This window comes from Acinetobacter sp. 1424608 (genome assembly GCF_000588255.1).
GTDB classification, from domain to species: Bacteria; Pseudomonadota; Gammaproteobacteria; order Pseudomonadales; family Moraxellaceae; genus Acinetobacter; species Acinetobacter nosocomialis.
On sequence record NZ_JFXL01000002.1, the window covers coordinates 196,234 to 216,109 of the forward strand.

General features: G+C 38.6%; 19 protein-coding genes. 10 read left to right on the plus strand and 9 right to left on the minus strand.

The window, feature by feature from the left end; translation table 11 throughout:
- Window positions 1-396: 396 nt before the first annotated feature.
- From J678_RS07620 to blp2, 7 genes are all read left to right on the plus strand, one after another.
- A complete protein-coding gene (locus tag J678_RS07620; RefSeq protein ID WP_004707648.1) occupies window positions 397-1,428 on the plus strand; it encodes a substrate-binding domain-containing protein in 1,032 nt (343 codons plus the stop codon).
- A 100-nt stretch (window positions 1,429-1,528) separates the two neighbouring features.
- Window positions 1,529-2,908, plus strand: a complete 1,380-nt coding sequence (pstC, locus tag J678_RS07625) for a phosphate ABC transporter permease subunit PstC (protein ID WP_004707651.1) — start codon at window positions 1,529-1,531, stop codon at window positions 2,906-2,908.
- Window positions 2,905-4,302: a phosphate ABC transporter permease PstA gene (pstA, locus tag J678_RS07630; protein WP_016804258.1), complete on the plus strand. Its 1,398-nt coding sequence runs from the start codon at window positions 2,905-2,907 to the stop codon at window positions 4,300-4,302. Before pstC ends, pstA begins: the two co-directional genes overlap by 4 nt.
- A gap of 13 nt (window positions 4,303-4,315) precedes the next feature.
- Window positions 4,316-5,218 carry a phosphate ABC transporter ATP-binding protein PstB gene (pstB, locus tag J678_RS07635; protein ID WP_002052705.1) on the plus strand — a complete coding sequence of 301 codons (903 nt, stop codon included), beginning with the start codon at window positions 4,316-4,318 and terminating at the stop codon, window positions 5,216-5,218.
- 148 nt (window positions 5,219-5,366) lie between these two features.
- Window positions 5,367-6,329 (plus strand): protease SohB, encoded by a 963-nt coding sequence (gene sohB / locus J678_RS07640; protein ID WP_017394309.1) that lies wholly within the window; start codon window positions 5,367-5,369, stop codon window positions 6,327-6,329.
- A gap of 137 nt (window positions 6,330-6,466) precedes the next feature.
- Complete coding sequence (locus tag J678_RS07645) at window positions 6,467-7,084, plus strand: cytochrome b/b6 domain-containing protein (protein WP_017394308.1); 618 nt, start codon at window positions 6,467-6,469, stop codon at window positions 7,082-7,084.
- Between the two features lie 195 nt (window positions 7,085-7,279).
- Window positions 7,280-9,463, plus strand: a complete 2,184-nt coding sequence (gene blp2 / locus J678_RS07650) for an Ig-like repeat protein Blp2 (RefSeq protein ID WP_031996558.1) — start codon at window positions 7,280-7,282, stop codon at window positions 9,461-9,463.
- A 51-nt stretch (window positions 9,464-9,514) separates the two neighbouring features.
- Here the strand turns inward: blp2 and J678_RS07655 are convergent, their stop codons facing one another.
- The 9 genes from J678_RS07655 to J678_RS07695 all read right to left on the minus strand — a co-directional run bounded on the left by J678_RS07655 (window position 9,515) and on the right by J678_RS07695 (window position 17,021).
- Window positions 9,515-10,150 carry a DUF2238 domain-containing protein gene (locus J678_RS07655; RefSeq protein WP_004707660.1) on the minus strand — a complete coding sequence of 212 codons (636 nt, stop codon included), beginning with the start codon at window positions 10,148-10,150 and terminating at the stop codon, window positions 9,515-9,517.
- Window positions 10,151-10,232: 82 nt separating this feature from the next.
- The gene (purB, locus tag J678_RS07660) at window positions 10,233-11,621 is read right to left on the minus strand and encodes an adenylosuccinate lyase (RefSeq protein ID WP_002052704.1); all 1,389 of its coding nucleotides are present in this window, start codon (window positions 11,619-11,621) and stop codon (window positions 10,233-10,235) included.
- A gap of 54 nt (window positions 11,622-11,675) precedes the next feature.
- A complete protein-coding gene (gene hflD, locus J678_RS07665; RefSeq protein ID WP_000229973.1) occupies window positions 11,676-12,410 on the minus strand; it encodes a high frequency lysogenization protein HflD in 735 nt (244 codons plus the stop codon).
- A 13-nt stretch (window positions 12,411-12,423) separates the two neighbouring features.
- Window positions 12,424-13,557, minus strand: a complete 1,134-nt coding sequence (gene mnmA, locus J678_RS07670; RefSeq protein ID WP_002052965.1) for a tRNA 2-thiouridine(34) synthase MnmA — start codon at window positions 13,555-13,557, stop codon at window positions 12,424-12,426.
- A 4-nt stretch (window positions 13,558-13,561) separates the two neighbouring features.
- Window positions 13,562-14,050, minus strand: a complete 489-nt coding sequence (locus tag J678_RS07675; RefSeq protein ID WP_004707663.1) for an NUDIX hydrolase — start codon at window positions 14,048-14,050, stop codon at window positions 13,562-13,564.
- Between the two features lie 119 nt (window positions 14,051-14,169).
- Complete coding sequence (locus tag J678_RS07680; RefSeq protein WP_004707665.1) at window positions 14,170-14,715, minus strand: gamma carbonic anhydrase family protein; 546 nt, start codon at window positions 14,713-14,715, stop codon at window positions 14,170-14,172.
- 89 nt (window positions 14,716-14,804) lie between these two features.
- Window positions 14,805-15,953: a D-alanyl-D-alanine carboxypeptidase PBP5/6 gene (dacC, locus tag J678_RS07685; RefSeq protein ID WP_002052555.1), complete on the minus strand. Its 1,149-nt coding sequence runs from the start codon at window positions 15,951-15,953 to the stop codon at window positions 14,805-14,807.
- Window positions 15,954-16,079: 126 nt separating this feature from the next.
- A complete protein-coding gene (locus J678_RS07690; protein WP_002052886.1) occupies window positions 16,080-16,502 on the minus strand; it encodes an MCR_0457 family protein in 423 nt (140 codons plus the stop codon).
- 147 nt (window positions 16,503-16,649) lie between these two features.
- Window positions 16,650-17,021 (minus strand): MCR_0457 family protein, encoded by a 372-nt coding sequence (locus J678_RS07695; RefSeq protein ID WP_004886002.1) that lies wholly within the window; start codon window positions 17,019-17,021, stop codon window positions 16,650-16,652.
- A gap of 102 nt (window positions 17,022-17,123) precedes the next feature.
- Between J678_RS07695 and surE the strand changes: the two genes are divergently transcribed.
- The 3 genes from surE (at window position 17,124) to J678_RS07710 (ending at window position 19,876) form a co-directional block, all read left to right on the plus strand.
- Window positions 17,124-17,894 (plus strand): 5'/3'-nucleotidase SurE, encoded by a 771-nt coding sequence (surE, locus tag J678_RS07700; protein ID WP_002052561.1) that lies wholly within the window; start codon window positions 17,124-17,126, stop codon window positions 17,892-17,894.
- Between the two features lie 111 nt (window positions 17,895-18,005).
- Window positions 18,006-18,845, plus strand: coding sequence for a peptidoglycan DD-metalloendopeptidase family protein (locus J678_RS07705; RefSeq protein WP_016804676.1), 840 nt, complete (start codon window positions 18,006-18,008; stop codon window positions 18,843-18,845).
- A gap of 101 nt (window positions 18,846-18,946) precedes the next feature.
- The gene (locus J678_RS07710) at window positions 18,947-19,876 is read left to right on the plus strand and encodes a LysR family transcriptional regulator (protein WP_002052792.1); all 930 of its coding nucleotides are present in this window, start codon (window positions 18,947-18,949) and stop codon (window positions 19,874-19,876) included.

Consider the following 19,876-nt stretch of genomic DNA (forward strand, 5'->3'; position numbering starts at 1 on the left):
TTTTGTCATAATATTTTCATCTTTGAACGAAATAATTTTTTAAAAACAAATATGTCATCTAAAAATTTGAGAAATGTGTCAAAAATTAAATTTGTAATAACAATTTATTAAATTCTTTAAGTTTTTATAATTTAAGAATAATTGTAAATTTGGTAATTGGGATGATTGTCATATTTAATATAAAAATTAGGTTCTCTAAGCCTTATAAAATAAGTTTAAATGCTTGATATAAAATAAAATTAAAAATGTGACAATGAACATTATAAAAATCATTAAAGCGTCATAATACTGTAACTTATTTGTCATATTTTCTATTCACAATGCAGCTATCGAAGAGCGTACAAGCACTAAACAAAAAGTGACGTACAACCTATTGCATTAATGAGAGAGAACAGAATGCGCTTAAATCCACGTCAAATCGCAATTGCGTTAGCAGTAACTGGGGCCGCTGTAACAACGACTGCAAATGCAGCTCGTGATACGATTCAAATTGCTGGTTCTTCAACTGTATTACCGTTTGCCAGCGTTGTAGCTGAAGAGTTTGGTAATACATTCCCTCAATTTAAAACTCCTGTTGTAGGTTCTGGTGGTTCTTCTGCTGGTTTAAAACAGTTCTGTCAAGGCGTTGGTGACAACACGATCGACGTTGCAAACGCTTCTCGTAAAATTAAAAGCACTGAAATTGAAGCTTGTAATAAAGCTGGTGTAAAACAAATTCAAGAAATCAAAATTGGTTATGACGGTATTGTATTCGCGTCTAGCTCACACAAAGCAGCTTATAAATTAAAACCTTACCATGTGTTTGCTGCTTTAGCTGCACAGTTGCCTTCAAAAGGTAAATTGGTTCCAAACCCATATACAAACTGGAATCAAATCGACAAATCACTTCCTAATGAACCTATTACACTTGTAATTCCTGCGTCTAACCACGGTACGCGTGAAGTTTTCCAAGAGAAAATGGTTGATGCTGGTTGTGAATCATACGAATACTTCAAAAACTTAGATAAAGATGCTCAGAAGAAAGCATGTTCGACTTTCCGTAAAGACGGTCGTGTCATTGAAATTGCTGGTGACTATACAGAAACTTTAGCTCGCTTAAAAACTTCTCCAAGTGCAGTAGGCGTGTTTGGTTTAAGTTTCTATGACATGAACCGTGACAAGTTACGTGTAGCATCAGTAAACAACGTACTTCCTTCTGAGAAAACTGTGTTAAATGGTACATATCCTGTATCTCGCCCATTATTCTTCTATGTGAAAGGCGAACACTTAAAATCAGTTAAAGGTTTACCACAGTATGTAGAATACTTCCTAAGCAAAAAAGCGACTGGTAAAGGTTCTAAAGCTGAGCGTGATGGCTTAATCGCGATGTCTGATGCAGAGCGCGCTAAAGTCCTAGCTGACTTTAAAGCAGGTAAAACTGTTAAATAATTTGTTTTGAATAGGGGCTGGTGATCCCAAGTGATCATCAGCCTTTTTGTCTAACACGTTTTTCCCAAATTATGACAATTGAGAAAACAGTGGAGAATACATGAATCTGCTACTTATCGGTGTGTTGTTAGCCCTTGTGGCAATTGCATATCAACTTGGGCTGAGAAAAAGCCGTAACCTAGCAGGTAAGGGAAGCAACTCAGCGACATTACATTCTCGTCCTGGTTATTATGGCGCACTGGTTGGACTTTGGTGCGGTATCCCTGCTTTTTTAATTTTGATAATTTGGAACTTGGTTGAACCAAATATTTTAAATCATATTATCTTTAATAATATTCCAGCTTCTGTGTCAGCTTCTCTTGATGAAGCAGCAAGAAGTGTACTTGTTGATCGAGTTCAAGCGATTGCTTCTGGTTTTGGGGTAAGTGATCATCCAGCTGCTTATGAGTTGGCTGCTGCTCAGCAATATGCAAAATTTCAAACCATTGGCTCTTTTGCCAAATTTGCTGTTGTTGTTTGTGCTGCATTATTAGGTCTAGTCTGGGCAAAGAAAAAAATTAGCCAAGAATATCGTGCACGTAACCAAGTGGAACGTGCGATTAATGTTGGTTTGATCTTATGTTCTGGCGTGGCAATTTTGACCACAATCGGCATTGTAATGTCGATGTTTGGCGAAGCAATGCACTTTTTCCATTTTGTAAGTCCAATCGACTTTTTCTTTGGTACAGAATGGAACCCTGGCTTTAGTACTTCAGGCAATGCCGAAGGTAGCTATGGGTTATTACCATTGCTATGGGGTACGCTCATGGTCAGTGGTATTGCCTTATTGGTTGCAGTACCGGTTGGCTTAATGATTGCCATTTATTTAGCTGAATATGCGTCACCATGGTTGCGCTCATGGGCAAAACCAACGATTGAAGTTTTAGCGGGTATTCCAACAATTGTTTATGGTGTTTTTGCCATGATGATTATTGGTCCATTTTTTAAAGCTGTTGGTGCTCATGTTGGTATTGAAATTAATGCAACCAGTGCTTTGACTGCTGGTTTCGTAATGGGAATCATGATTATCCCGTTCGTTTCATCTTTATCTGATGACATTATTACTCAAGTACCTCGTGCACTTCGTGATGGTTCACTTGGACTTGGCGCAACTAAATCAGAAACAATTCGCCAAGTGGTTTTACCAGCAGCTTTACCGGGTATTACAGGGGCATTTTTATTGGCTGTATCGCGTGCCGTGGGGGAAACCATGATTGTGGTTTTGGCAGCGGGGAACAGTCCACTTCTACATGCAAATCCGTTTGAAGCTGTTTCGACAGTTACCGTAACCATCGTAAAACAGTTAACTGGCGATACCGATTTTGCAAGCCCACAGGCCTTGGTGGCATTTGCATTGGGTTTAACACTCTTTGTAATCACCTTGGGATTAAACATTGTTGCACTGTACATTGTGCGTAAATACCGTGAGCAATACGAATGAGTACATCAAATACATCGTCTCCTATGGATCAGAACGTATTTGATCCACAAGCTGCTGCTCAAGCACGTGATCGCCGTAAAAAAGTGATTGAAAAGTCATTGGCTAAACGTCACCGTAAAGAAAAAGCTTTCCGTATTGCTGGTTTATCAGCAGTGGTTATTGGCCTTGCATTCGTAGCGCTACTGTTTGGTAGTATTTTGGCAAAAGGTTTACCAGCTTTTTGGCAAACCAGTATGAATGTACCAGTTTACTTCGATCCTAAAGTGATTGATGCTGGTCCGTTGCCAGTACGTGCACAAGGTGAAACACCTGCTCATTACCAAGAACGTTATGTCGATTGGCAAACAAAAATGGGTATGGTGGATTGGGACAGCCTCATCGTAAATGGAATAGTTGCTAAAGACCCTTCACTTGAGTCACAACGTGATTCTTTACGTAGCCTTTACGCAAGCTCGGAAGCTTATCGTTTACGTGACATGGTATTTGCTGATCCATCACTTATTGGTAAAAAAGAGAATCTTACTTTCTTGGGTGATGCTAACGTAGATGTCTGGTTAAAAGGTAACATTGACCGTTCATTACCAGATGACCAGCAGCAGCTCGATCCGGAAATCCGTAAGCTCGCAGATGATTTGAAAGCAAAAGGTATTCTTGAAAATACGTTTAATACTAACTTATTTAAGAATCCGGATTCTCGTAGCTCACCAGCAATTAGTGGTCTTGCAGGCGCATTCATGGGTTCATTATTCATGATGTTGATTGTGATCATTATCTCGATCCCAATTGGTGTTGCCAGCGCTATCTATCTTGAAGAGTTTGCTCCAAAGAATTTTATTACCGACATCATTGAGGTCAACATTAATAACCTTGCTGCTGTTCCTTCAATTGTATTCGGTTTACTTGGTGCTGCAATTTTCATTGGCTGGATGCATTTACCATTATCAGCTCCATTTGTCGGTGGTTTGGTATTAAGTTTAATGACATTACCGACAGTCATTATTACAACACGTGCTTCTTTAAAAGCTGTACCTCCATCAATTCGACAAGCTGCTCTTGGTTTAGGGGCATCTAAAGTACAAACCGTTTTCCACCATGTTTTACCTTTGGCTATGCCGGGCATCATGACAGGTTCAATTATTGGTGTGGCACATGCGCTTGGTGAAACTGCACCGTTACTTTTAATCGGAATGAGTGCATTCGTTGCAAGTATTCCAACCACTCCATTTGATCAAGCAACTGCTTTACCTGTTCAAGTTTACTTATGGCAAGGTAATGAGTTGCGTAACTTCTTCGAAGGCCGTACAGCTGCTGCGATTATCGTACTCCTTGCATTAATGATTGGTTTAAACAGCCTTGCAATTTGGTTACGTAAAAAGTTCGAAGTGCGTTGGTAATAGAGGATAAATAATGAATACTATCGATATTACGAATTCCTTAGAAAAGGATAAGTTAGTGAATACTGAACAATCTCCACTTACAGATACACAACTGCATCATGGCACTTCGTATGTTTCGCATTTTGAGCCACATACTTCAAAAAAGCCAAACTCAACCGAAATCAAGATTAGTGCACAAGATGCCCATGTTTATTATGGTGACTTCGAAGCTATTAAAGGCATTGATTTAGATATCTATCAAAATGAAGTGATTGCATTTATCGGGCCGTCAGGTTGTGGTAAATCGACTTTCCTGCGTACCTTAAACCGTATGAATGACACAATTGATGGTTGTCGTGTAACAGGTAAGATCACTTTAGATGACAAAAATATCTATGATCCGAATCTGGATGTAGTGTTACTACGTGCTCAAGTGGGCATGGTATTCCAAAAGCCAAACCCATTCCCTAAGTCTATTTTTGATAACGTTGCATATGGACCAAAGTTACATGGTTTAGCACGTGATAAATACGACCTAGAAGAAATTGTTGAAAATAGCTTGCGTAAAGCTGGTCTATGGGAAGAAGTTAAAGACCGTTTAAATCAGCCAGGTACAGGCTTATCTGGTGGTCAGCAACAACGTTTATGTATTGCGCGTACAATTGCGGTAAGTCCTGAAGTCATCTTGATGGATGAACCATGTTCTGCACTTGACCCAATTGCAACAGCAAAAGTGGAAGAACTGATTTCAGAACTTTCTGACCAATATACGATTGTGATTGTAACGCACTCAATGCAACAGGCGGCGCGTGTTTCAGACCGTACTGCTTACTTCCATTTAGGTGATCTAATCGAAGTAAACTCTACAGAGAAAGTATTTACTCAACCTGACCATCAATTGACAGAAGCGTACATTACTGGTCGTTTTGGTTAATTTATAGTTATAAAAGAAAAAGAGCCTCGTGCTCTTTTTTTTTATTTAATAAATGAAAATGAATCTATTTTGCAAAATCGCTATTGAATTTTAATCAAAAGAACCACATCTTAAGGCTATAAAGACAAACTTATGAGCATAGAATTTTATGTTATTCCATTTGCCTAAACTCCCTGCGGAAATACGTGTTAGTCATTTAAATGCACGTGTAAATGAACAGAGAAAAAAAATTGCACAAACGACAGCAAGCCGTTTAGAGCTTTTACAATTGGCTCAGCAACTTGCGAAAGAAGCTAAAATCCGCCGTAAGAACAATCAGAAAATTTTTGTTTTAGATTTTAAAGGTGATATTCAAGCATCTGCGGTTGAAAACCTCCGTGAAGAAATCACACTTATTTTAGCTACCGCTAAAGCTGGACGTGACCGCGTAGTGGTACGTCTTGAAAGTCCAGGTGGTATGGTTCATGGTTATGGACTAGCAGCAGCTCAGTTAGTTCGTTTACGTGATGCAGGCTTTCATTTAACGATTTGTGTCGATAAAGTCGCTGCAAGTGGCGGTTATATGATGGCTTGTATTGCAAATGAAATTATTTCTGCACCATTTGCTGTTGTGGGTTCGATTGGTGTCGTTGCTCAAGTTCCAAATTTCAATCGTCTTTTAAAAGAGCATAACGTAGACTTTGAACTTTACACAGCAGGGCAATATAAGCGTACTGTGACTATGTTCGGTGAAAATACACCTGAAGGTAAAGCGAAATTTGAAGAAGAGCTACAACAGACGCATATCCTGTTTAAGCACTTTGTAGAAAAGTATCGTCCACAGCTTAATGTAGATAAAGTTGCTACAGGTGAGCACTGGTATGGACAAGATGCGCTTGATTTAAACCTTGTAGATAAATTACAAACTTCCGATGAATACCTATTAGCGTTGTTACCTCAGCATGACGTCTATGTGATTAACACACGCAAAAAGGCGACTTTGGGTGAAAAGTTAGGTTTACAAGCAGCACAAATGGCAGATAGCTTGATTCCAGCAGTAATGCATAAAGTTGCAGATACGTTGGCAAAAGCGAATTCAACTTTAGTGCAAATGCGCGATAACAAATTTTAATTAAGATATGTTTTTAACTAAAGAGTACCTTTATAGGTGCTCTTTTTTTATGGAATTGATTAAACCAAATTTGATTAATATTTATTTAAGTTTTAATTGCCAAAGTTAATATTATTTTTAAATTTTTGAGTTTTGTGATGTCAAAAACGTTATCGCATATTGATATTCTTATAAGAGTTTTGCACATCATTATTATGGTTTCGTTCGTTGGTGCTTATTTTACAGGGGATAACGAGGACTTACATCAGGTGCATATGATGTTTGGTTATATTCTCCTGATTGGTATTACCGCACGAGTTATTTGGCACTTTTTAAGTCCACGTGTTTCAAGTACTGCGCCATTTGGCTTAAAGAAGCGGAGCAGTATGGCATTTAATGCAATTAAAAAGTCCTTTAGCCATACAAATTCAGTCAATCTTTTTTCGAAAAATACAATTCAATTGTTCAGTATCGGGCTATTTCAAGCTTCGATTGTATTTATTTTCATACTCATTCCTGTTGTTGTAGCACTTGGATACGGAACAGAACACTTTACTTATGCTTTGAGAGACTTACATTCATTTTTCGCAAACTTATTTTTAGCTTTAGTTATATTGCATCTTTCAACGCTTATTTTAAATAGCATTCTTGCTAAACGCTTTCAGGGTTGGACGATGCTTAAAATAACATGGGCAGATAAAAAAATAACTAAATTTATGACATTATTCATTTTATTTCTTGTGGGAGTTTTTAGCTTTGTTTATTTAAGAATGTAATATATAAGTTTTATATAAACTCTATTCAAAGTTATTTTTTAATGAAAATTCAAAAAATATTGTTGATAAATATACTTATTGAATTGTGATAGATAAGTGATTTTGATATTTTAGGCAACAATAAAATAGCTTTTAGATGTTTCATTTAAAAAGTTACACATTTAAAAATATAACTGAAATTCGGGATAGGAAATAATGACAAGAATAATTGTGGCATCCAAAGAGGGTTTGGACGTTCTGCAAGATGGTCAACTCAATAAAGTAATTTTAAATCAGCCTACTATTATTCAGATTGGTGTAAGCCAAAAAGATATTGCATCCATGGAAAAACAGGGTGGGCGCTTAGTTATCCATTTAAAAAATGGAGAGACTATTGTCTTAGAAAATTTCTTTAATGAAGCAACAAATACAACAGAGCATTCACTTGTTTTTCCGACTGAACATGGAAAATTTGTTGAAGCGCAATTCGATGCTCAAGGTAAAGTGATCGATTATAAAGGCTTAAATCATGTTACAGATTTAGGCTATGCCAGTACGAGTCCAGCAGCTGCAACTATGGCGGTTGATAGTGATCCAAGTTTTACGATGGGGAATGTACTCAAAGCAGGCTTAGCAGTTTTAGCTGCGGAAGGATTATATCTTTGGGCTTTTAAGAAAGATGATAAGGATGACTCATCAAGTGCACCTGATTTAATCGCACCTGCTGCTCCTACAGCTACGCTTGCTGATGATACCGTGACAGTGACTGGTAAAACTGAAGCAAATGCAAAAATCTATCTTAAAGATGCTGCAGGCAATACAGTCGCATCGGGTGTTGCAGATGCAAGTGGTAACTACACTGTTAAATTAGATAAGCCGCTCGTGAATGGGGACAAATTAAACGTTATTGCCCAAGATGCGGCTGGAAATAGTTCTAAAGCGACTGTTGTGACAGGTACAAAAGATACAATACCTCCAGATGTTCCGCAGGCCCAATTGAGCGATGATGGTTCATTGTTGACTGGTAAGGCAGAGGCAAATGCCAAAATTACAGTTTATGACGCCACTGGCAAAGTATTAGGTTCTGTTTTTGCAAATAAAGATGGTATTTATTCTTTAAAGCTTCCTCCGCCGTTAACCAGTGAAGCGGGCGGTAAAGTTGTTGCTGAAGACGCTGCTGGTAATAAATCTGAAGAAGTTAAAATTATTGCGGGTAAAGACACCGTGCCACCAGCTTCTCCTTTTGTTGAAGTCAACAAAGAAGGGTCAGTAATACATGGTAAAACTGAAGCAAATGCGAAAGTTCAAATAAAAGATGCCGATGGTAAAGTGATTGGAAGTGGGACCGCCGATGCTCAAGGTGACTTTCAAATTACACTTTCACCTGCTTTAACAGAATCCCAAAAAGGTACAGTGGTTGTTGAAGATGCAGCCGGTAATATGTCTAAACCCGTTGAAATTAAGCCGGGCTTTGACTCGATTGCACCAGATAAACCAACGGCTCAAATTAATGCAGATGGAACTTCGGTAACTGGTACAGCGGAAGCCAATGCCAAAATTGAAATTAAAGATGCAACTGGTAAAGTGATTGGTACTGGAACGGCAGATGCGAATGGAAAATTTACGATTACTATTTCGCCTGCATTAACTGATAACAACCATGGTGCTGTTTCAGCGATCGATGGTGCTGGAAATAGATCTGAAAGTCTCGACATTGTGGGGACAAAAGACACCATACCCCCGACAAAACCTATCTTAAATAGTGTAGAAGATGATGTAGGTGACATAAAAGGTGCTATTGCAGCAGGTTCTGAAACTGACGATGCTAGGCCAAAACTTACAGGTTCAGGTGAAGCGAATGCGACACTTACGATTTATGATAATGGTGTTGCAATTGGGGTGGTGACTGTAACGGCTGGTAGATCTTGGTCATTTACTTTTGATAAGGATTTAACTCTTGGTAAGCACAGCATTACTTTAACCCAAACTGATGCAGCAGGGCTGACCAGTGAAGCAAGCTCTCCATTTACTTTTTATGTGGTTGCACCGAAAGTCGCGAGTCTGGCTGATGCTTCAGTCAATACTTTAAGTACAGAAACACCATCTTTAGCAGATAGTGTTGGGTTACACACTTTAAAGGTTACGCAAAGTACGACAACTGAGCCTACGAATCAGCAGAAAACTGTTCCTGTAGATGATTTGCTAAAAAGCTCTTCTTTAAACGATTCAGATCCTGTCTCAAAACTTCTATCATCGACAGCATTGAAAACAACGCAGATACCTGAGCAAACTGATGTAAATACTTCAATTGATCAAACAACAAATCTTGATCAAATTTTACCAAATACGAGTTCTTCACCTTTGCAAAATATTTTAGAACAGACTTATCCAGTTGTTTAAAAGACTCTATGTAAAATATAAAAGCGCTCAATGAGCGCTTTTTATTTATGGCTAATTTTTGATTTTCGGTGTTGTTATAAGAGTAATAACTCCATAAACAATTGATCCAATTGTGGCGAGTAACATGTCTTTATGAGCATCCCACATGTCGCCTTGTTGCCCATTATAATTTTCCGCTTGTTCAGGTGATAAGCCAATAGCAATTGCCCATTCGATCAGTTCATAAAAAACACTCGATGCCATCACGAATTGAACTACAAGTAAAAATAGGGAAAACGGACGTGCAGTCGGCAACCAAACTTGAAAAACGCGATAAATAAGAGGGTAGAGCAAAGCGCCATATGAAAAGTGTACAAGTCGATCATACATATTGCGAGACCAACCCATGTATCCATCTAAATTAAAATGAAAGATGTGCTGAATCCAGTCATTGTATGGAACGTATGAATAAAGATAATGAGCACCAATTACGTGGATTAAAAGAAACAGTAAATAAAAACAAAAACTTAAAAAATCGAGACCAATTTTTTTAAAAATAATAAAAAGTAGAATCAGCATCAAAACAGTTCCAGCCTGATGAAGTAAATAAGCTTCAAACTCAAGAGGCTGTATACCTGAAATGATAATGGCAATAAAAAGCAGACTAAGCGCAATATAATGTTTAAGCTTAAATTTTTTTTCGATCATTTTCTAAATAAGATTTCTTTTGATGAATATGAGTGTAATAAAAAAGCGAAGCCTAAGCTTCGCTTTTATCAAATTTTTTTAATTAGATTTTGCTAATTAAATCGTTAATTTGTTTTGCTTGTTCAGCTGCATTACCTGTGTAAGTTGCAGGTGTAAGCTCAGCTAAACGAGCACGCTCTTCGCTTGGTACTTGAGCAAGTTCATTACCATTTACGAAATCAACCATCATGTCGCGAGTCATTGCTTGACCACGAGTTAAAGCTTTTAACTTCTCATATGGTTTTTCAACGTTATAACGACGCATAACTGTTTGAATTGGCTCTGCAAGAACTTCTTGAGCTTGGTCAAGATCTTCATTCAAGCGGTTTGCATTCAATTCAAGTTTGCCAATACCTTTTAAGCAAGCATCAAAAGCAATTAAGCTTTGAGCAAAACCAACACCCATGTTACGAAGTACAGTTGAGTCAGTTAAGTCACGCTGCCAGCGAGAAATTGGTAATTTTTCGCCTAAGTGAGCCAACACAGCATTTGCAATGCCTAAGTTACCTTCAGAGTTTTCAAAGTCAATCGGGTTAACTTTGTGCGGCATAGTTGAAGAACCAACTTCACCTTCTTTAAGTTTTTGTTTGAAGTAACCTAAAGAGATATAACCCCATACGTCACGGTTAAAGTCGATCAAAATTGTATTGTAACGACGTAACGCATCAAATAATTCAGCCATGTAGTCATGTGGCTCAATTTGAGTTGTGTATGGGTTAAATGTTAAACCTAAAGATTCAACAAAAGCTTGTGAATGGGCTGGCCAATCAACATCTGGGTAAGCAGAAAGGTGAGCATTGTAGTTACCTACTGCACCATTGATTTTGCCGAGTAACTCAACATTTTCAAATTGCTTGATTTGGCGAGCTAAACGATATGCAACGTTCGCCATTTCTTTACCCAAAGTTGTTGGGCTAGCAGTTTGTCCATGTGTACGAGACAACATCGGTTGTTCAGCATGAGTCGTTGCTAAAGCAGAAATTGCATTTAAAATTTGCTTCATGCTTGATACTAAAACTTCACGACCGTTTTTAAGCATAAGTGCATGAGACAAGTTGTTGATGTCCTCTGATGTACAAGCAAAGTGAATGAACTCACCCGCATTTTGTAATTCAGCAATACCAGCAATTTTCTCTTTCAAGAAATATTCAACGGCTTTTACGTCATGGTTAGTTGTACGTTCAATTTCTTTAATGCGATTCGCATCTTCTTCAGAGAAGTTGCTTACGATTGCATCTAGAGCTGCATTTGTTTCAGCTGAGAAAGGAGCAACTTCAATAATTTCTGGACGGTTAGAAAGCGCTTGTAACCAACGCACTTCTACAGTGACACGAGCATGAATTAAACCAAACTCAGAAAGAAAAGGGCGTAGCGCATCACATTTGCTGGCATAACGTCCATCTAATGGTGATAGTGCGGTTAAAGCGTTCATAACGATTCCTTAATGCTGGAATAAACATAAAACAAAAATAATCTCGTTACAGCCTTAGATAACTTGGTACTGTAAGCGAGCAAGAGCTTGAATATCCTGTAGCAATTTACGTTTGCTAAAAATCATGTTCCATGAACTACCGCCGAGTTGTCGCCATAAATGAGCCATTTGTAGCCCTGTAAACAGACAAGCACGAATACGGTTGGTATGGTTGGTATCTTTAAATGCCTCAGCATTACCACGAACAAGAATGCGTGGATTAATTTGCCCGGCAGTATCAACATAGGTTTGTGCCAAATTGGCTAAAATGCTGGGGTGTAAATAGTTATTATCGAAAAAAGAAAGCTGTTTTAAAATCTTCTGCTGTGCTTTTTCAATAATGGCCACATATTCAGGATTGCTATAGACCTTCTTTTCTAGCTGCAAAAGTGACATCGCGTAAGACATAGGAAGTTTTGCACTACGCATTTTAGGCAAACGAGATTTGGGCGCATTGGTAAAAGGCTGGGTAATACAATTCTCAAGAGTTTTAAGACCTAGAGAAATATCAGCCAATTGATTAAAAAAATCTAATGTCTGAACGGTATTATTATTTGTTGTAGGGCGAATATTTAAACTCGCCTTTATTAATAGCTCAAAATAGAAGTTACCACTTTCACCAATACTTTGTTGACCTGTCATAGCGGTCATATGCGTAAGCTGGGTCGCTTGAAATACCCCCGCCAAGGCAAGGGCACGGTTTTGGCGAACATTCAAGGCTTGTGATTGTTGAAAGGGTAACTCCACCATGCCATTCATTCCCTTAAATAAAATTTGGTGTAGGGGCATTTGTATGGTGAATCACACCCCCGCCTAGGCAAACTTCATCTGAATAAAATACAACACTTTGACCTGGTGTAACTGCGCGTTGAGGTTCATCAAATTCAACACGAACACCATGCTCACTATTTTCATCAATAAACACTGTGCAAGCTTGATCAGGCTGGCGATAGCGTGTTTTAGCGGTACAACGTAATCCTTCAGCCGGAATATGTTGTTCACCAGCTACCCAGTCAATAGACTCACTCCAAAGCTGCGTACTTTGCATAAGTGGATGTTCATGTCCTTGGCCTACAACTAAACGGTTATTGGCAACGTCTTTATGAAGTACAAACCATGCACCTTCAGCTGCACCTTTCATACCGCCCAGACCAATACCACCACGCTGACCGAGCGTATAGTACATCAGACCGTGATGTTCACCAACTTCTTTACCATTATCCAGCACAATTTTACCTGGTTGAGCGGGTAAATATTGTTTAAGGAAGTCATTAAAACGGCGTTCACCGATAAAACATATACCAGTTGAATCTTTTTTCTTCGCAGTTGCTAAGTCCAGCTCTTCGGCAATTCTACGAACTTCCGGTTTTTCAATTTCGCCAACAGGGAAGAGCGTTTTATTAATTTCGCGGCCATGTACTGCATGCAAGAAATAAGTTTGATCTTTATTATTATCTAAACCACGTAATAAAGGCGCATATGCTTCACCTTTAGAGTTATATGCAGTTTCAGCACGACGAGCATAGTGACCTGTTGCAATAAAGTCAGCACCTAAAGTCATGGCATGGTCTAAAAATGCGCGGAACTTAATTTCTTTATTACATAAGATGTCTGGGTTTGGGGTACGACCAGCTGCATATTCAGCCAAGAAGTGTTCGAATACACGATCCCAATATTCCATCGCAAAGTTTGCAGTGTGAAGTTTAATACCGATTTTATCTGCTACTGCTTGAGCATCGGCTAAATCTTCCATTGCTGTACAGTATTCCGTGCCGTCATCTTCCTCCCAGTTTTTCATGAAGAGACCTTCAACTTGATAACCCTGTTGAAGTAAGAGTGCCGCAGAAACAGATGAATCTACGCCACCAGACATACCGACGATGACACGTTGTTGCATAGGACTAGGCATCCAAATGAGAAGTTAATGAGGGAGAGAAAGGGTGCTCATAAATAAGAGCTAAAGGATAATGGTGTCCTTTTATGGCATCTTCAATCGCTTTAATGACCAGAGGACTACGAGCGCGGGCAGATTCTTGAAGCTCATCTAGAGTCATCCAGACAGCAGAAACAATACCTGTATCAAGTTTTGGGTCGCTTTCGACATGAGTGACATGTGCTAAAAAGCAGAAGCGATAGTAAGTACGGTCCGGAAACATAGGTGGGGTATATGTATAAATACCAAGTAAGGCATCTATATCAACATGATGACCCGTTTCTTCAAGTGTTTCACGAATAGCCGCTTCTATTAGCGTTTCACCACATTCCACATGACCAGCAGGTTGATTAAACACAGTGTGTACAAAACCTTCGCTATGTTCTTCGACAAAAAGATAGCGTCCATCTTTTTCTACGACTGTAGCGACAGTGACATGAGGAGTCCATGCGGCCATAAAAAAGCACCATGAATTTAAAAGTCGTATGATACGAAATTTAGGGGTTTTTGGCTACGGTGATCTTACAAACGATAGAGAACTATAAAAGCTCTATCGTTTGAAAAATTGAGTATGTACTAATTGGTTTGGTTATCTTTATGGTTATTTTGCACTTTTACATAATGTCTTGCTGAATAAGGTAAAAATGCCAATTCTTTTTCGGTTAATGGGCGTACTTGTTGTACAGGGCTTCCAACATAAAGATAACCACTTTTTAAGACTTTACGAGGTGGCACTAAACTTCCTGCACCAATCATCACATCATCTTCAATAACAACATCATCTAAAATGACGGTATTGATCCCGACTAGTACGCGGTTACCAATAGTACAGCCATGTAAAGTCACATGGTGACCCACCGTCACATCTTCACCAATAATAAGAGGCGAACCATTAGGCTTAGCATCATTTTTATGGCTGACATGTAACATACAATGGTCTTGTACATTACTATTTTTACCAATTTGAATACTATTTACATCTCCGCGAATGACTGCAAAAGGCCATACCGAAACATTTTCGGCCAATTTAACATCACCGACAACCACGGACATTTCATCAATGTAACAACTTGGATCAATTTGTGGATGATGATCTAAATAAGGACGGATGTTTTTTGTCATGAGAAGCATCAAAATAAAATTTAATAGAAGTATAAAATAAAAAAGCACTCAAGCTAATAGCATGAGTGCTTAATCGAACTATTCTAAAATTAGAATAAGTTACTAAAGAATTGTTTGATATGGTCGATCATGCGTGCAAAGAAGCCTGCTTCTTCAACTGGTTTTAATGCAACAAGAGGTTTTTCAGCAATAACTTTGCCATCTAAACTTGCAACAAGTTTACCTACCACTTGGCCTTTTTGAAGAGGGGCATTTAAATTTGGTTGAACAACCAATTGAGTTTTTATACCACCTGCTTTGCCTTTTGGCATAGTGACATTGAAGTTCTCTGCTAAACCAATTTGAACTTCATTTTCTTTACCGAACCATACTTTAGCTTTGGCAAGAACTTGGTTTGCAGGTTGAACATTTGCAGTTTCAAAGTTCGCAAAGCCCCAAGACAACAACGCGCGTGTTTGGTTAGCACGTTCATTAACGCTGTCAGTACCAAAAATAACTGAGATTAAGCGCATTGGGCCACGTTTACTTGAAGTTGTTAAGCAGTAACCAGCTTCATCTGTGTGGCCTGTTTTTAAACCGTCAACACTTGGGTCAGTATAAAGTAACGCATTACGGTTACCTTGCTTGATACCGTTAAATGTAAATTCTTTCTCAGAGTAAATTGGGTAGTATCTTGAGCTGTCTTTAATAATATGTTGAGCTAGAACAGCCATATCTTTTGCAGTTGAATAATGACCTTCTGCAGGTAAGCCCGTAGAGTTCATAAACTGGGTATTTGTCATACCAATACGTTTTGCTTCCTGATTCATGAGGTGAGCAAAAGTACCTTCATTTCCAGCAATATGTTCAGCCATTGCTTTTGACGCATCATTACCAGACTGAATGATAATACCTCGAAGCATTTCTAAAACTGTTGCAGTACCATTTAATGGTACATACATACATGATTCAGCGCTGCTTCCTTTACACCAAGCAGATTCGTTCATACGAACCTTTTCATTCTCGGTAAGCTCACCTTTTAATAGTTTTTGTTCAATGATGTAACTTGTCATCATTTTAGTCATAGAAGCTGGCGCAAGCTTTTCATTTTCATTTTTAGAAGCGAGAATCTGTCCTGTCTCGTAATCCATTAATACATAAGACTTATTATTTAATTCTGGCGGAGCTGATAAGACAGTTGCTGCATAAGAAAAACTTGGTAAGAGGAGGAGTGCAGCAATAGCGCTTTTTCGAGTCATTCTAGGTAATTCCAATATCTTGTGTGAAGCAGAAGAACCTAGCATTTTAGGACAAAGCAAAGCCGACTTCTATGGGGGAAGTCGGCTTTTTCAAACAGTATTGTAACTAGAGAGTTTTTAACTAATTTAGTTTTGCGATTGATAAGCTTTTACGTCTTGACAAACTAACTTGTTTTGCTCGTTACCAGCAGCTTTCGCATCATTACGTGCTTCTTTTAAGACTTTCTTGAAACTTTTGTCTTTGCTACGTTTTTCTAAAGCTGCAACTGGGTCTGCTTCATTTGGTAAATAATCTTTTACAAGGCGCTCATAACCTTGGGCAAATTCAGCATCTTTTTTGCCAATTAAACTTGGACAAATTTCAGAAAGTACTTGAATTGCTGCTAATTCTTCGGGTGTAGTCCCTTTGGTCGGCGTAACTTCAACAACATTTTCATTTTCAGTTTTCTTTTCAGCTGTTTTTTTCTTGTCAGCAGCATAACCCACTGTTGCCATTGTCATGAGTAAAACAACAGAAAGTGATTGAACTAAGCTTTTTTTCATAAACATGGATAACCTGAAACAAAAATTTGAAATATGCCGATAGCTTAAACAATTTAAACGCTAAAAAAATGGAAAAAATGTATTGTTATGTAGGTTTTCTGCTTTACATAAACAGAAAACCCTTCAAAGAAAAGCGTATTGAGTCAAATAAGCTTAATCTTTGTAATTTACCACTTCTTGACAAAGTTCGTGTTGCTCATGGTGGTCCATTTCTTTTGCCGCTTGGCGAGCTTCACTTAAAAGTGTCTTGTATTCCGCATCATTTTGTAGGGCAGAAAAGGTAATTGACTTATTGGAATAACCACCAAGGTACATTGCAATAATCTTTTTAGTATTCGTTTCAAGATTTTTATTTGCGCCAACAAAACTAGGGCAAATTTCTTGTAAAACTTGAGTAGATGCAATGTCATCTTTAATTAAGCTATCAGCTTCTTGTGTCGAGATACCCTCATCAGCAAAAACCGTTTGCGTACACAATGTGATACTGATCCCCAATACTTGAAAAAAAGGAGCGAAAGTTTTCATTTTTTCACAATTTTATAATGCTATGGAGGCATAAATATATATAATTCAACAAATAATTCAATTGAGAAAACCTTCGGGTTTATTTGTCGAGAAAGATTTTTTGTGAATATTCTAATTGCGAATGATGACGGTGTATTTGCACCAGGTATACAGGCTTTAGCTGAAGCGTTAAAACCATTAGGCCGTGTTGTAGTAGTTGCTCCAGAAAGTGAAAGAAGTGGATTTTCGAGCGCGTTAACGTTAGATCGCCCTTTACGTCCTATTCAAATTGCTGAAGATGTATGGGCTGTAAATGGAACGCCAGCCGATTGCGTCTATTTATCTATGAATGGATTGTTTGATTTCGAATTTGACTTGGTAGTTAGTGGAATCAACAGTGGTGCAAACTTAGGTGATGATGTTCTGTATTCGGGAACAGTCGGCGCTGCATTTGAAGGACGCTTAATGAAACAGCCTGCAATTGCGGTTTCTTTAGCGGGTTCTGATGTGCGTTCATATAACCATAAAGATGATTATGCGCAAGCAGCCAAATGGGTACATGACTTTATTGCCAAAGGTTTACCTGCGCTACCACCTCGACATATTTTTAATATTAATATTCCGGATGTACCTCAGTTGAAAGGTACACAAATTACCTATCAAGGACGCCGTGCTCAGTCTAAACCCATCACAAGTCATGTCGACCCAAGAGGAAGACAGGTTTACTGGATTGGTCTGGCAGGTGAAGCAGTTACGGATCCGCAGCGTATTGCTAGCCAGATTCAATCTGACTTTTTTGCGGTTGCAAACGGTTTTGTGAGTGTGACCCCAATTCAGATGGATGCAACAAACTATGCGGTTTTAGAGGATTTGCAGGCAAGCTTGGGTCAATAATTTGGCCCGAATGTTATAACTTTGTGAATATAGAAAAAGAGGAACATGTTTCCTCTTACTTTTTTGGTACTCTTAGCCGAAATGATTTGTAGCATTTAGTGAGGGAGATCGATGCATTTAACTGGGCAACAAAGCAGATCGCATATTCAAAGAGACAATATAATGAAAATTATGATGTTGTCTGTAGCTGTAGGTTTTACTGTTGCAATGGCAGGATGTGCTTCTAAACCACAAATTAATAATAGTTCTCGCTATTCAATGGCTCCTAACTATTACACCGTTCGTTCAGGTGATACTTTAAGTGGCATTGCAATGCGTTATGGTTTGGACTATCTCAGTATTGCAGAGATGAATGATATTGCTCCGCCATATCGTATTTATGTTAATCAATCATTACGATTGAAAAAATCTTCTTCACCAAAAACCGTGTCGACACAAGTCATGGCGCAACAAGAGCCAATTAAGCGCCAAACAATTGCATTACCGACAACCACAACTCCGCCAACAACAACGGTTACTACACCGCCGCCAAGAACAGTTGCACCAACAACCAATACTAGCGTAGGGGCTTCAATTCCAAGTTCAAGCTTGCGTTGGGTGAAACCAAATAATGGTCCGGTTATCCAAGGATTTAATTTGGCGAATAATGTCAAAGGAATTCGTTACGGTGGTAACCAAGGTGATCCTATTTATGCGGCAGCTGACGGTCAAGTTGTATACGCAGCCGATGGTTTAAAAGAATATGGTAATCTCGTTTTAATCAAACATATTGATGGCTATATCAGTGCCTATGCCCACAATAGCAAGATGATGGTGAAGAGTGGAGACAATGTAACCGCAGGCCAAAAGATTGCTGAAATGGGGTCTTCAGGGGCTTCTCGTGTCATGCTTGAGTTCCAAATTCGCCTTGACGGTAAACCAATCAATCCGGCAAATCTTTTACCAAATTAGCTAATGCAATAAATATAGGTTTCCTCGTATAATGTAATTGGTTGCTTTCATTACAACAATAAGCATTTTTTATAAATTTAGAATTAGATTTGAGGAAACCTATGTTAGATCAGCTTCGTGCGATGGGTGTTTTTGCTTGTGTGGTTGAAAAAAGTTCATTTAGTGGTGCGGCACGTGAATTAGGCATTACAACAAGTGCTGTCAGTCAGCAAATACGTTCTCTTGAAAATGAAATGGATGTAATTTTATTACACCGTTCTACTCGAAAACTTAGTTTGACAGAGGCTGGACAGGCTTTTTTCTCAAGTTGCCAAGAAATGTTGGCAGCAGCAGAAAGAGGCAAAATCAGAATCAATGAATTGCGAGATGACTTGATTGGTGATTTGCGTATTGCAACAACCCCAGACTTAGCAGTTCAGCACATTATTCCTGCTTTATCTCACTGGATGTCTGCCCATCGCGGTTTATCTGTTCATTTTGAAGTGGGGCATCGTTATATCGACTTAATTGAAGAGCGAATTGATATTGCAGTACGTATGAGCTCTACGCCAGTAGAAGAGAGTAGTTCTGTAGTTCCTATGGCTTTTGTCGATCAGATTTTGGTAGCCTCTCCCAGCTATCTCAATCAATCAAGCCCGATTTTGCATCCCAATGATTTAAACAACCATGAGTTGCTTTCTATCAATGCAATGAACGAATCACGCACTTTTAACTTCCAGCATGCTAAAACAGGTGAAAAATTAAATATTGAGATGGTAAGCCGTTTGCAAAGTAATAATTTGCAAGTTGCTAAAGCCTTATGTCAGCAAGGACATGGTATTGCTAGAATTTTATATTTAGATGCTCAAAAAGAATTGAAGGCTGGTTCTTTAATTGAAATTCTTCCAGATTGGAAACTTCCAGCTTTCACTTTATATGCAGAGATCGCCAAACACGATCAACAGCCAATGAAGATTCAGCGTTGTGTTGAAGCGCTTAAACAGTATTTTAGTCAATTGGCTGGCGGAAGGGCCATGCAAATTGTTCGCTAA

Coding starts and splice junctions, on each gene's coding strand:
- J678_RS07620 (WP_004707648.1), top strand. CDS start 397: ATGCGCTTAAATCCACGTCAAATCGCAATTGCGTTAGCAGTAACTGGG.
- pstC (WP_004707651.1), top strand. CDS start 1,529: ATGAATCTGCTACTTATCGGTGTGTTGTTAGCCCTTGTGGCAATTGCA.
- pstA (WP_016804258.1), top strand. CDS start 2,905: ATGAGTACATCAAATACATCGTCTCCTATGGATCAGAACGTATTTGAT.
- pstB (WP_002052705.1), top strand. CDS start 4,316: ATGAATACTATCGATATTACGAATTCCTTAGAAAAGGATAAGTTAGTG.
- sohB (WP_017394309.1), top strand. CDS start 5,367: ATGTTATTCCATTTGCCTAAACTCCCTGCGGAAATACGTGTTAGTCAT.
- J678_RS07645 (WP_017394308.1), top strand. CDS start 6,467: ATGTCAAAAACGTTATCGCATATTGATATTCTTATAAGAGTTTTGCAC.
- blp2 (WP_031996558.1), top strand. CDS start 7,280: ATGACAAGAATAATTGTGGCATCCAAAGAGGGTTTGGACGTTCTGCAA.
- J678_RS07655 (WP_004707660.1), bottom strand. CDS start 10,150: ATGATCGAAAAAAAATTTAAGCTTAAACATTATATTGCGCTTAGTCTG.
- purB (WP_002052704.1), bottom strand. CDS start 11,621: ATGAACGCTTTAACCGCACTATCACCATTAGATGGACGTTATGCCAGC.
- hflD (WP_000229973.1), bottom strand. CDS start 12,410: ATGGTGGAGTTACCCTTTCAACAATCACAAGCCTTGAATGTTCGCCAA.
- mnmA (WP_002052965.1), bottom strand. CDS start 13,557: ATGCAACAACGTGTCATCGTCGGTATGTCTGGTGGCGTAGATTCATCT.
- J678_RS07675 (WP_004707663.1), bottom strand. CDS start 14,050: ATGGCCGCATGGACTCCTCATGTCACTGTCGCTACAGTCGTAGAAAAA.
- J678_RS07680 (WP_004707665.1), bottom strand. CDS start 14,715: ATGACAAAAAACATCCGTCCTTATTTAGATCATCATCCACAAATTGAT.
- dacC (WP_002052555.1), bottom strand. CDS start 15,953: ATGACTCGAAAAAGCGCTATTGCTGCACTCCTCCTCTTACCAAGTTTT.
- J678_RS07690 (WP_002052886.1), bottom strand. CDS start 16,502: ATGTTTATGAAAAAAAGCTTAGTTCAATCACTTTCTGTTGTTTTACTC.
- J678_RS07695 (WP_004886002.1), bottom strand. CDS start 17,021: ATGAAAACTTTCGCTCCTTTTTTTCAAGTATTGGGGATCAGTATCACA.
- J678_RS07705 (WP_016804676.1), top strand. CDS start 18,006: ATGCATTTAACTGGGCAACAAAGCAGATCGCATATTCAAAGAGACAAT.
- J678_RS07710 (WP_002052792.1), top strand. CDS start 18,947: ATGTTAGATCAGCTTCGTGCGATGGGTGTTTTTGCTTGTGTGGTTGAA.